General features: G+C 72.3%; 10 protein-coding genes and 1 tRNA gene. 5 read left to right on the top strand and 6 right to left on the bottom strand.

The annotated features are described in order from the left end of the window. The first annotated feature begins 11 nt into the window (after positions 1–11). Entirely contained in the window at positions 12–515 is a 504-nt protein-coding gene (locus PUR53_RS25745) for a DUF3830 family protein (protein ID WP_329909776.1), read from the top strand. Positions 516–845: 330 nt separating this feature from the next. Here the strand turns inward: PUR53_RS25745 and PUR53_RS25740 are convergent, their stop codons facing one another. Together PUR53_RS25740 and PUR53_RS25735 are read right to left on the bottom strand one after the other, a co-directional pair. Beyond that, the gene (locus PUR53_RS25740) at positions 846–2,264 is read right to left on the bottom strand and encodes an amidase (protein ID WP_329909775.1); all 1,419 of its coding nucleotides are present in this window, start codon (positions 2,262–2,264) and stop codon (positions 846–848) included. Positions 2,265–2,284: 20 nt separating this feature from the next. Next, complete coding sequence (locus tag PUR53_RS25735) at positions 2,285–3,250, bottom strand: D-2-hydroxyacid dehydrogenase (RefSeq protein WP_329894738.1); 966 nt, start codon at positions 3,248–3,250, stop codon at positions 2,285–2,287. Between the two features lie 173 nt (positions 3,251–3,423). Here PUR53_RS25735 and PUR53_RS25730 point away from each other — a divergent pair, with 173 nt between their 5' ends. The 3 genes from PUR53_RS25730 to PUR53_RS25720 all read left to right on the top strand — a co-directional run bounded on the left by PUR53_RS25730 (position 3,424) and on the right by PUR53_RS25720 (position 6,316). Next, positions 3,424–4,233 carry a maleate cis-trans isomerase family protein gene (locus PUR53_RS25730; protein WP_329894739.1) on the top strand — a complete coding sequence of 270 codons (810 nt, stop codon included), beginning with the start codon at positions 3,424–3,426 and terminating at the stop codon, positions 4,231–4,233. Next, positions 4,230–4,961, top strand: coding sequence for a maleate cis-trans isomerase family protein (locus tag PUR53_RS25725; RefSeq protein ID WP_329894740.1), 732 nt, complete (start codon positions 4,230–4,232; stop codon positions 4,959–4,961). Before PUR53_RS25730 ends, PUR53_RS25725 begins: the two co-directional genes overlap by 4 nt. A 239-nt stretch (positions 4,962–5,200) precedes the next feature. After that, positions 5,201–6,316, top strand: coding sequence for an LLM class flavin-dependent oxidoreductase (locus PUR53_RS25720; RefSeq protein WP_329909774.1), 1,116 nt, complete (start codon positions 5,201–5,203; stop codon positions 6,314–6,316). Here PUR53_RS25720 and PUR53_RS25715 read toward each other — a convergent pair. Further along, positions 6,307–8,064, bottom strand: coding sequence for a putative bifunctional diguanylate cyclase/phosphodiesterase (locus tag PUR53_RS25715; protein WP_443080356.1), 1,758 nt, complete (start codon positions 8,062–8,064; stop codon positions 6,307–6,309). The genes PUR53_RS25720 and PUR53_RS25715 overlap by 10 nt on opposite strands. A gap of 601 nt (positions 8,065–8,665) precedes the next feature. Here PUR53_RS25715 and PUR53_RS25710 point away from each other — a divergent pair. Continuing rightward, on the top strand, positions 8,666–10,078 hold the full coding sequence (locus PUR53_RS25710; RefSeq protein ID WP_329909771.1) for a M6 family metalloprotease domain-containing protein: 1,413 nt from the start codon (positions 8,666–8,668) through the stop codon (positions 10,076–10,078). A gap of 56 nt (positions 10,079–10,134) precedes the next feature. Here the strand turns inward: PUR53_RS25710 and PUR53_RS25705 are convergent. From PUR53_RS25705 to PUR53_RS25695, 3 genes are all read right to left on the bottom strand, one after another. Further along, a tRNA-Lys gene (locus tag PUR53_RS25705) sits at positions 10,135–10,208 on the bottom strand. Then, positions 10,199–10,870 carry a bifunctional DNA primase/polymerase gene (locus tag PUR53_RS25700; RefSeq protein WP_329909770.1) on the bottom strand — a complete coding sequence of 224 codons (672 nt, stop codon included), beginning with the start codon at positions 10,868–10,870 and terminating at the stop codon, positions 10,199–10,201. Before PUR53_RS25700 ends, PUR53_RS25705 begins: the two co-directional genes overlap by 10 nt. Positions 10,871–11,062: 192 nt before the next feature. Continuing rightward, positions 11,063–11,425, bottom strand: a complete 363-nt coding sequence (locus tag PUR53_RS25695) for a hypothetical protein (RefSeq protein ID WP_329894745.1) — start codon at positions 11,423–11,425, stop codon at positions 11,063–11,065. Between the last annotated feature and the right edge of the window lie 22 nt (positions 11,426–11,447).

Genomic DNA, 11,447 nt, shown 5'->3' with positions numbered 1-11,447 from the left:
CCATGGAAGACATGAGTGACAGGACAGACCGCCATCTGGAGATCTCCCTGCTCAAGCGCCAGGTCGTGTGCCGGGCGAAGCTCCTGGACGACCTCGCGCCGCGTACGTGCGCCGCCGTCTGGGACGCCCTGCCGCTGTCCGGGGACGTCTACCACGCGAAGTACGCCCGCAACGAGATCTACGCCCTCTTCCCACCCTTCGCCGCCCAGGAACCACCCCTGGAGAACCCCACCGTCACCCCCATCCCCGGCGACCTCTGCTACTTCTCCTTCGCCGGCACGGAACTCGCCACGGACGCGTACGGCTACGACGAGCAGGTCCGCCCCGACACCACCCTCGTGGACCTGGCCCTCTTCTACGAGCGCAACAACCTGCTGCTCAACGGGGACGTGGGGTGGGTGCCGGGGATCGTGTGGGGCCAGGTGGTCGAGGGCCTGGAGGAGATGGCTGCCGCGTGCAACGACCTGTGGAGGACGGGGGCGGTGGGGGAGACGCTGCGGTTCCGGAGGGCGTGAGGTGCGTGGGGCGCCTATGGGGGAGGGGGTGCGGGATTCGCCGGCGGGTGCGGGTGCGTGGGGCTTCTCGCGCAGTTCCCCGCGCCCCTAAAAGACCAGGCCCCTGCGGGCCTGAAAAAAGCATCAGGCCCCTGCGGGCCTGAAAGACCACGGCCCTGCGGGCCTGAAAAGCACGGGGCGCAGCCCCTGCTTTTCAGGGGCGCGGGGAACTGCGCGAGAAGCCCCACGCACCCGCACCCGACAACGCACCTCTGCCCACCCCCACCCCCCGGGGTCGAAGGGGCGGCGCCCCTGGGATGGGACGGGTAGGGGCGGCGGGGGCGAACAAACTCAGGAGGCGAGCCCGGCCGGCGCGGCCACCCCCGCAACCCCCGCCTCGTACAACGCGTGCGCCACCCGAAGCACCAGATCGTCCCGATGCCGAGCCCCCACCACCTGAAGCCCCACCGGCAACCCACCCTCATCGCACCCCACCGGAACACTCCCCGCCGGCTGCTGCGTCAGGTTGAACGGATACGTGAACGGCGTCCACCCCGTCCACCGCCGATGCCCGGAACCCCCCGGCACCTCCACCCCCGCCTCGAACGCCGTCACCGGCACCGACGGCGTCACCAACACGTCGTACCGCTCGTGGAACGCCCCCATCCGCCGCCCCAGATCCATCCGCACATCCACCGCGGCCAGATACTCCAAAGCGGAAAGCCGAGCCCCGACCTCCCGAATCTCCCGCAACCCCGGATCCAGGGCGGCCCGCCCCTCCGCCCCCAACCGCTGCGTCACCCGCGCCGCCCCGCTGAACCACAGCGTGTGGAACGCCTCCACGGGATCACAGAAGTCGGGGTCGGCCTCACTGACGTACGCACCGAGCCCGGCCAGCCCCTCCACCGCCCGCCGCACCACGCGCGCGACCCCCGGCTGCACGGCCACCTGCCCGCCCAGCGACGCCGAGTACGCGACCCGCAACCCCCGCACCCCGCCCGCTAGCCCGTCCATGAAGGACCCGGGGACCGGCCCCAGCCCCGACCAGTCCCGCGCGTCGGGCCCGGAGACCACGTCCAGCATCAGCGCCGCGTCCGCCGCGTCCCGCGTCAACGGCCCCACATGCGACAGCGTGCCGAACGCGCTCGCCGGATACAGCGGCACCCGCCCGTACGTCGGCTTCAGCCCGAACACCCCGCAGAACGCGGCCGGAATCCGCACACTGCCACCCCCGTCGGTGCCCAGCGCCAGCGGCCCCGCCCCGAGCGCGACGGCCGCCGCCGCGCCCCCGCTGGACCCCCCGGCCGTGCGCGAGAGGTCGTACGGGTTCCGCGTCACCCCGCTGAGCGGCGAGTCCGTGACGCCCTTCCAGCCGAACTCGGGCGTGGTGGTCTTCCCCAGGAAGACGGCCCCGTGCTCCCGCAGCCGGGCCACGGAGGGCGCGTCCTCGTCCCAACTCCCCTGCTCCGCAATGGTCCTGGAGCCCTTCAGGGTGGGCCCGCCCCGCATCAGCAGGATGTCCTTCACGGTGACGGGCACCCCGTCCACCGCCCCGGCCGGCTCCCCGCGCCGCCAGCGCCCCTCCGACTCCCGCGCCTGCGCGAGCGCCGCCTCGGCATCGACGCGCACGAACGCGTTCACGGCCGGCTGGATCCGCTCGGCCCGCTCCAGCACCGCCCGCGCCACCTCCACGGGGCTGAACTCGCCCTTGCGGTACCCCTCGACCAGTCGTACGGCGGACAGTGCGGTCAGTTCCGTGAGCTCCGACATCCGGCCCCTCCCAGGGGAGTTCAATGCCCGGGCACGTACCCGCGCTGCTTGTCGACCACGTTGGGCAGCGGTTTGCCCGCCTCCCACAGCTCGAACAACTCCACGAACTGGGCGCCGAGTTCGTCCCGCCACCCCACCGTGTCCCCGCTCATGTGGGGCGAGACGATCAGCCCGGGGACGTCCCACAGCGGGTCGTCCGGGCCCAGCGGCTCGCGCTCGAAGACATCCAGCGCCGCCCCCGCGATCCACCGCTTGCGCAGCGCCTCGACGAGCGCGTCCTCCACCACGAGCTGCCCCCGCCCCACATTGACGAACCGCGCGGACGGCTGCATGACCCCGAAGCGCCGGGCGTCGAACATGCCGTACGTCGCCTCCGTCAGCGGCGCGGCCGCGATCACCCAGTCGGCGCGGGCCAGCAACCGGTCGAGCTCCTCCGGGCCATGCACGCCGGGCCGCGCGGTCCGCCCGACCAGGGCCGTGTGCAGGCCGAGCGCCTTGAGGCAGCGCTCGATCGCCCGCCCGATCGGCCCGGACCCCACCACACACGCCCGGCCGCCCGCCACCCGTAGCGCCTCCCGGTGCCGCCACTCCCGCCGCCCCTGCAACTCCCAGCTGCGCGGCAGGTCCTTGGCCATGGCGAGGACGAGCGCGGCGACGTACTCGGCGATCGGCGCCTCGAACACCCCGCGCGCGTTCGTCACCACCGTGTCCTCGGCGGCGACCAGTTCGGGACAGAGCAGATGGTCGACGCCCGCGCTCGCCGTGTGCACCCAGCGCGGCCGGGGCCCGCCGCCCGGCCAGGCCTCCCGCACCGCGCGGGAGGTGAAGTCCCACACCAGCAGCACATCGGCGTACGGCAGCCGCGCGGCCAGCGTCGAGGCGTCGGCGTACTCGACGGTCGCCCGCCCGGTGAGCCGCCCGAGCCGGGGACGCGGCTCGGCGTCGAGGACGAGGAGGGTCGGCCGGGGAGTCGAGGTCGAGGTCATGGGCGAAGGGAACCCCTCACGATCGAAAGCGGCCCTAGCGGCTCTAGCGGCCCCACGAGATGCGTGTGACATGCACTGATTGACCACGCTCGCACCCGAACCTACCTTCGTCAACAAGGACTTGCGCACGTTCTGTCGTCCGCACATCTCTCTCCGTGAGGCCGGTGGCTGTCATGAACGTCTCCTTCCTCGGTGGACCCCTGCCGCAGCGCGGCGTCGGTGTCATCGCCCCGTTCGACTTCGCCCTCGACCGAGAGCTGTGGCGCTGGGTCCCGGACGACGTCTCCCTGCACCTCACCCGGACCCCGTACGTCCCCGTCGAGGTGAGCCTCGACCTGGCCCGGCTGGTCTCCGAGCACGAGACGCTCCACGAGGCGGTCCGGGCGCTGAACGAGGTCGCGCCGGAGGTCGTGGCCTACGCCTGCACCAGCGGCAGCTTCGTCGGCGGGGTCGCGGGGGAGCGCGCGATGGGCGAGGCGATGACCCGCGCGGGCGCCGCGCACGCCGTCACCACCTCCGGCGCGATGCTCGCCGCCCTGGCCGAGCTGAACGCGCACCGCGTCGCCCTGGTCACCCCGTACACCGTCTCGGTCACCCAGTCCCTGGAGGAGTACCTCGCCGAGGCGGGCATCCTGGTCACCGGCCGCGCCTCGCTCGGCCTGGTCCGCCACATCTGGAAGGTCCCGTACCACGACGTGGTCGCCATGGCCCACCGCGCGGTCCGGACGACCACACCGGACGCCCTCTTCATCTCCTGTACCAACCTCCCCACGTACGACGTCATCCCCCAACTGGAAGCGGAACTGCGGATGCCGGTGATCTCGGCCAACCAGGTGACGATATGGGCGGCGCTGCGTCATCTGGGTACTCGGGCGGTGGGTCCGTACCAGGCTCTGCTCGACGAGTCGGCCAGGCAGACGTTCGGTGCGGGACCTGTTCCGCCACCGCCGGTACTGCCGGAAGAACAGGAAGGTTGGGCATGACCGCACTCGGTTTCCTCTACCCGGGCCACTCTGCCGAGGACGACTATCCGCGTATGGAGCAACTGCTCGGCAGCGACATCCGGGTGGACGTGGTGCACACCGACATCGGCGAGGACGCCCACCGCGTGGACGCCCTGCGCGAGATGGGCGCCCCCGAACGGCTGGCCGCCGGCTGCGAGGCCCTGCGTCTGTCCGGCGCGGAGGCCGTCGTCTGGGCCTGCACCAGCGGCAGCTTCGTCCACGGGTACGAAGGCGCCCAGGACCAGGTCCGCGCCCTCGCCCACGCCGCCGGCCTGCCCGCCTCCTCCACGTCCTTCGCCTTCGCCCACGCGGCCCGGGAGATCGGCGCCACCAAGGTGGCGGTGGCGGCGACCTACCCCGACGACGTGGCCCGCCTCTTCGTCGACTTCCTGGCGACGGCCGGCATCGAGGTCCTCTCCGTCCGGGGCGCCGGCATCATCACGGCGGCGGAGGTCGGCACCTGGGGCCTGGACGAGACCCTCACCCTCGCCCGCGCCGCCGACCACCCGGACGCGAACGCCCTCCTCCTCCCCGACACGGCCCTCCACACCGCCTCCCACATCCCCACCCTGGAGAAGGAACTCGGCAAACCGGTCCTCACCGCCAACCAGGTCACGGTCTGGGAGGCCCTGAGGCTGGCGGACAGGAGGGTCAACGCCCCAGAACTGGGAGCACTGTTCACACGTGAGCCGATCGTGCAGGTGTGACTCCCGGCAGACTCCCGCGCCCCGAAAGGGCAGCAGGCCTTTCAGGGGCGCGGGGAACTGCGCGAGAACCCCCACCGGACCCGCAGTCGGACACGAGGTGGGGGGTCAAAGGGGCGCAGCCCCTGTGGGTGGGACGGGTAGGGGCGGCGGGGGCGAGGGAATAACCGGAGCCACCCTCCTGTTACTAGCCCCGTACCCGCGACCCGCAGGCCGCGACCCCACCCCCAGGAGGCCCCACCGTGACCACAGCCGAGATACGAGGCGAAACCAAGGGCACCGCCCAGTTCCCCCTCTCCGTCCTCGACCTGGTCACCGTCGGCGCCGGCCGCACCGCCACGGACGCCCTCCGCACCAGCGTCACCCTCGCCCGCCAGACCGAACAACGCGGTTTCCACCGCTACTGGGTGGCCGAACACCACTCCATGCCCGGCGTGGCCTCCTCCTCCCCGGCCGTGATCCTCGCCCACCTCGCCGCCCACACCACCCGCATCCGCCTCGGCTCGGGCGGCGTGATGCTCCCCAACCACGCTCCCCTGGTCATCGCGGAGCAGTTCGGCACGCTCGAAGCCATGGCCTCCGGCCGCGTCGACCTCGGCCTCGGCCGCGCCCCCGGCACCGACGGCGCCACCGCCGCCGCCCTCCGCCGCTCGGCCCGCCTGAACGAGGGCGCCGACGACTTCCCCGAGCAGCTCGCGGAGCTGACCCGCTTCCTGGACGACGACTTCCCCGACGGCCACCCCTACCGCCGTATCCACGCGGTCCCGGGCCCGATCCAGAGCACCTCACCCGGCGGCGTCCAGTCCCCGCACCGCCCCCCGATCTGGCTGCTCGGCTCCTCCGGCTTCAGCGCCCGCCTGGCCGGCTCCCTCGGCCTCCCCTTCGCCTTCGCCCACCACTTCTCCGCGCGCAACACGATCCCGGCGCTCGACCTGTACCGCGAGTCGTTCCGCCCCTCGGCGGTCCTGGACGCCCCGTACGCGCTGATCGGCGTCTCCGCCCTCGCCGCCGACGAGGAGAAGGAGGCCCGCCGCCAGGTCAGGGCCGCCGCGCTCAACATGGTCCGGCTGCGCACCGGCCGCCCCGGTCTCGTCCCGACGCCGGAGGAGGCTGAGGCGTACGAGTTCAGCGTGATCGAAGAGGACTTCATCGACTCCTGGAACGCGGACGTCGTCCACGGCACCGTCGACGAGGTCCGCACCCGCCTCGACGACCTCCACAAGCGCACGGGCGCCGACGAGTTGATGCTCACCACCCACGCCCACAGCGCCGACGTACGCCTGCGCTCGTACGACCTGATCGCGGACGCCTACGACCTGCCGCGACTCCCTCCCGCGGAGGGCGCCGCTCAGGCCTGAGGGCAGGCCGCCGCCCCGAGCAGTTCGGCGATCCGTTCCGGCGACACCGCGCGGGAGTACAGCCACCCCTGCCCGGTGTCGCAGCCGAGCCGGCGCAGCCGCGAGGCCTGCGCGTCGGTCTCCACGCCCTCCGCCGTGACGGACAGCCCGAGCCGGTGGGCGAGCTGCACGAGGGCCTCGACGATGATCTCGTCGGCGGGGTTGGGCTGCCCGGCGTCTCCGACCTCGCCGGCGGTGGCAGGGACCCCGGCCCCGCCCGGACCCCCGTCCTCCTCCCCGTCCTCGTACTGGAACCCCCGGACGAACGCACCGTCCAGCTTCAGCACCGACACCGGCAGCCGGCTGAGGTACGCCAGGTTGGAGTACCCGGTGCCGAAGTCGTCGATGGCGATGCGGACGCCCATGTCGCTCAGGGCCTTGAGTGCCTGGAGGGGGCGGCCGGCGGAGCCCATCAGCGCGGACTCGGTGAGCTCCAGCTGCAGCAGGTGCGGGGCGAGGCCGGTCTCCGCGAGGATCTCGGCGACATCGGCGACCAGGTCGGAGTCCCAGACCTGGCGGACGGCGACGTTCACACTGACGAAGATCGGGGCCCGCTCGGGGTGGTCGATCTGCCAGCGCCGGGCCTGCCGACAGGCGGTGGCCAGAATCCACCGTCCGAGCTGGACGATCGAACCGTCCTCCTCGGCCAGTGAGATGAACCGATTCGGCGTCAACAGGCCGAACGTCGGGTGATGCCAGCGCACCAGCGCCTCGACCCCGCGCACCTCGCCCTCCGCCATACCCACCAGCGGCTGGTACTCCAGGACGAACTCGCCCCGCCCGACGGCCGCCCGCAGCGTGGACGACAGGGCCTGACGGGTCATCCGGTGGGCGTTGCGCTCGGGGTCGAACAGCGTCCAGCGGGCCTTGCCGTCGGCCTTCGCCCAGTACAGCGTGGTGTCGGCGGCCTGCATCAGCCCCGTCGCCGTCGTGCTCGCCGACTGCCGTTCGACGACCCCGATCGAGGCGGAGACGGACAGCCGCTGCCCGGCCAGGTCGAAGGGCGCCTGCAGCGCCTTGAGGACCGAGTCGGCCAGATCGGCGAGTTGCTCCGTGCCGGTGGAGTCCTCCACGAGCAGTGCGAACTCGTCACCGCCGAGTCTAGCCACCAGCGGTGCCCCGGCCGCCGCTCCGGCCGTGCGGAGCAGCGCGGCTTCATCGGCGCAGCGGGTGAGCCGCTCGGCGACGGCCGTGAGGAGCCGGTCGCCGACGCGATGGCCGAGGGTGTCGTTGACCGCCTTGAACCCGTCCAGGTCCAGGTAGACCAGGCCGATGCGGCCGGTGCCGGCCCCGTCGTACGCCTCCTGTTCGAGGGCGGCGGAGAGCTGTTCGAAGAAGAAGGTGCGGTTGGGGAGCCGGGTGACCGGGTCGTGCATCTGCAGATGGTGGAGCCTGGCCTGAAGCCGACGGTTCGCGCTGATGTCGGTGACCGAGAGCAGGACCGCCCGCTCCTCCTCGGGGAGCGGTGCCACCGAGACCTGGACCCACAGCCAGGTCCCGTCCGGCTGTTTCAGCCGTCGTGTACAGCGCAGCCGGGCCTGCCGTCCGCGCAGCACCTCGCGGTACGCGTGCCAGGTGCGGGTGTCCGAGGTCAGGTCCACCAGGTCGGCGGCGACCCGGCCCACGAGCGGCTCGGAGCCCGTCCCCAGAAGGGTCCCCATCGCCCCGTTGGCCGTGACGACCAGCCCGTCCCGGTCGACGACGGCCATGGCGAGCGGCGCGAGGGAGAAGGCGGCGGGGGTCGTGGGACTCTCCTCCGACGACTGGGTCGGCTGAGGTGGCTGAGGTGACTGGGGCGACTGAGGCCGCTGGGGCGTCTCAGACGACTGAACTGACGCATTGGCGTGACGCTCTGTAATCGCCGGCTGGAGGAGATCTGCCGCGGGCGCCGGCCCTTGGGACGTTCCGCTCACCGTTCGCTCCCGCAGTGCACTCGTTTTCGTACGGATCTCATGTGTCTCGTCGGAGCGGCCGAACCAGGTACGTAAGGGCGCTCAAGCCGTGTCCGTGCAGGAAAGTGTGCCGATCATAGAGGCTGACCCCAGGGCCTTCCAGCCACTCTCCAGTCTCCCTGAACAACGACCTGATCTGACAGATCGTTTCTGCCCCGAGCTGAACGGCTTCCCCTTTCCGTGGATCGCTTGTGACGTTCCGTGAGCGCGCGGGGTGTCGGCGGGCGTGCCCCGGGGCGCGGGCGAGCGGGGTCGAACGACCGCCCCTCACCCTTCTGGTGCAGATAAACAGGGCAAAGTACTACTAATTCCGAAAATCTGGACGCGGCGTTCCCAAGATCCACGTCCGGAGGTCCCCGTGCAGCGTCCGCTCCCCTGGAAGGACCTCCTGGGCGACCGGGCGCCCGTGCTGCGCAGTACAGCGGCCATGCTCACCTCCCTCACCGCGCTGGCCGCGACCTCCCTGATCGCGGCCCCTTCCGCCGTTCCGCTGTCGGAGCCGTGCACGCTGCGGCGCACCCAGGCGCACCACTCGGAGGGTGTTGACACCTGGAACTCCGCCTATCCACGCCCCACCCGCGACCTCGACGCCGTACTCGTATTCTTGTCATTCCCGGACGCGGCCCCTCTCACCACACCGGCCGAGCTGACCGCGGATCACTTTCCGGCCACCAGCGAGTTCTTCGAACGCGCGTCGTACGGCAAGTTCGCCCTCCGTCCCCATCCGCGCCGCGAGTGGCTGGAGATGCCCCAGCCGTCGACGGCGTACGCCATACGACGTGACTGGAACGCGACGCATCGGGCCGCCTACCTCAGGGACGCCCTCGCCACGGCCGACCCGCACGTCGACTTCTCCCGCTACGACATCGTGTACTTCGTGGCCGACCCGCACGCGCCCGGTGTCGACTCGGACGCGACCAAGGTGGTGAATCTGCAGACCCCGCTGGAGGTCGACGGCACGGGGCTGCGCCGGGTCGTCACCGTGTTCGAGCGGCACCCACCGGACCGGCTCGTCCTCGCCCACGAGACCGGCCATGTCTTCGACCTCCCCGACCTCTACCACCGCCCCGCCGACGGCAAGGGTGACTGGGACACCCATGTCGGCGACTGGGACCTCATGGGCAGCCAGTTCGCCCTCGCCCCGGACCTGTTCGCCTGGCACAAGTGGAAGCTGGGCTGGCTGGAACCCCGCCAGGTGACGTGCGTACGCGGCGCCGGGACGACCCGGCTGACGCTGGAGGCGGTGGGGGCGGGGCCGAGGGGGGCGTACGAGGGGGAGACGGAGGAGGTCGCGGAGACCGGGGAGGGCGAGGCGCGGTACGCGGGCGGAGGGGGCGGGCGCGTCGGGAGTGCGGGCGCAGGGGCCGTCGGCGGTGGCGGTGCCGCTGCCGGGGTGGCGGCCGGGGTGCGGGGGTTCGGTGCCGGCCGGGGTACGAAGCTGGCGGTCGTCCGTACGGGGCCCGACAGCGCGCTCGGGATCGAGGCGCGGGGCGCGGTCGGGAACGACGCGTCCGTGTGCACGCAGGGCGTCCTCGTCTACCGCATCCGCAGCGGGGCCGAGTCCGGCGGCGGTCCCATGGAGGTCCTGGACGCCCACCCGCGCACCGAGGCCTGCTGGGCGGAGTCCGTCTACCCGCCCCTCGCGGACGCGCCGGTGCGCGTGGGCGAGAGCTTCACGGTGCCGGGGGAGGCCGTGCGGGTGGATGTGGAGGGGCGTACGGCGTCCGGGGCGTGGACCGTGCGGATCACGACGGGCACGACGGGACGGTGAGCGCGCCGGCGCACGAAAGAAGCCCCTCGCTTCCGCGAGGGGCTTCTTTCGTGTCGTGCGCCGCCAGGGACTCGAACCCCGGACCCGCTGATTAAGAGTCAGCTGCTCTAACCAACTGAGCTAGCGGCGCCTGCTGACGTCGTAGACCTTAGCACCCTGATCGGCGGGAGGAAAAATCGATACGCGCACGGTCGCGGAGGTGCTCGACCGGGCCGCGCGCACGGCCGCCCAGAGCAGGACATCGGGCCCGGGAAGCCAAGGTCGCCGGGTGTCCGGAGCGACGAGCCAGCGGGAACCGAGCCGGCTGACACCGGGGGTGTCGCGGGCCCCGGAGCCGCCTGTGCCGCCGACGCCGTCGGAGTCCTCGGGGGCGAGCACGGCCGGGACGGTGACCGCGTCGCCGGTGCCGTGACAGAGGAGGGGCGGGACCGCGCCGGTGCGGCCGGGGGAGCCCCACTCCTCCCACTCCAGAAGGGTGGGCAACCGGTGGGCGGTGCCGGGGGAGGCGAACAGGAGCACGCGCCCGCGGTAGACGGCCACCGGTCCGGAGCCGGGGCCCTCGGTCCACAGCCGGTCGAGCATCCGCCGCCCGAAGAGCGCGGGCACGCTGACGACGTCGAAGACGGTGCCGCACGGCAGGACCACCGGGGCGGTCGGCCGTTCCTCCCAGAGGATCAGCGTGCTCCGCGGATACGTTCCTGCCGAGGCGAGCCAAGCCGCGCCCTCCGCCGTGACCCCGGCGACATCGACCCCGTCCTCCGGGTACCTGCCCGTCCCCACTCCAGCGCTCATGCACCTAGATCTACCGCCCGCCACCACCCGACCCCGGGCAGTTACCGAAAACTGGTACGGCAGGTGAGCAAGTGGGGTATCTTGCCCATCCGGCATATGCCAGAGGGTGTTTCGCGGGGCAGGGCGCCGCCGCCGCGTGGCAGGCGGCACCCGGCAAGCGCCGGTGCGCGGAGCCCCGCCCGGCCCCGGGTCTCAGATGGACTCCGGTCCGCTCACATCCCGTCCCCGAGCCAGCTCCCGCCCGTACTCGATCATCTTCTTCGCGTAGTCCTCGGTCCACTCCGCCCGCTCCGCGATGTCCGCCGGGGTCAGCCGGTCGAACCGCCGGGGATCGGCGAGCTGGGCCGCGGCGATCGCCTGGAACTCGACAGCCCGGTCCGCAGCCGCCCGAAACGCCTGCGCCAACTCCGTCGCCCGCGACAGCAACGCCCGCGGATCGTCGATCGACTCCAGATCGAAGAAGTGCTCGGGATCGCCGGCCGCCTCCGCCGGCTCGAAGAGCAGGGGCGCAGGCCGCAGCCGCGGTTCGTTCCGACGCGACGTGGGCTCCGCCATGTCTTCTCCTCCTCGTACGACG

Origin of the sequence: Streptomyces sp. SP18BB07 (genome assembly GCF_036322545.1) — a bacterium.
GTDB lineage: Bacteria > Actinomycetota > Actinomycetes > Streptomycetales > Streptomycetaceae > Streptomyces > Streptomyces deccanensis.
This window is presented reverse-complemented; position numbering and strand designations above follow the sequence as displayed.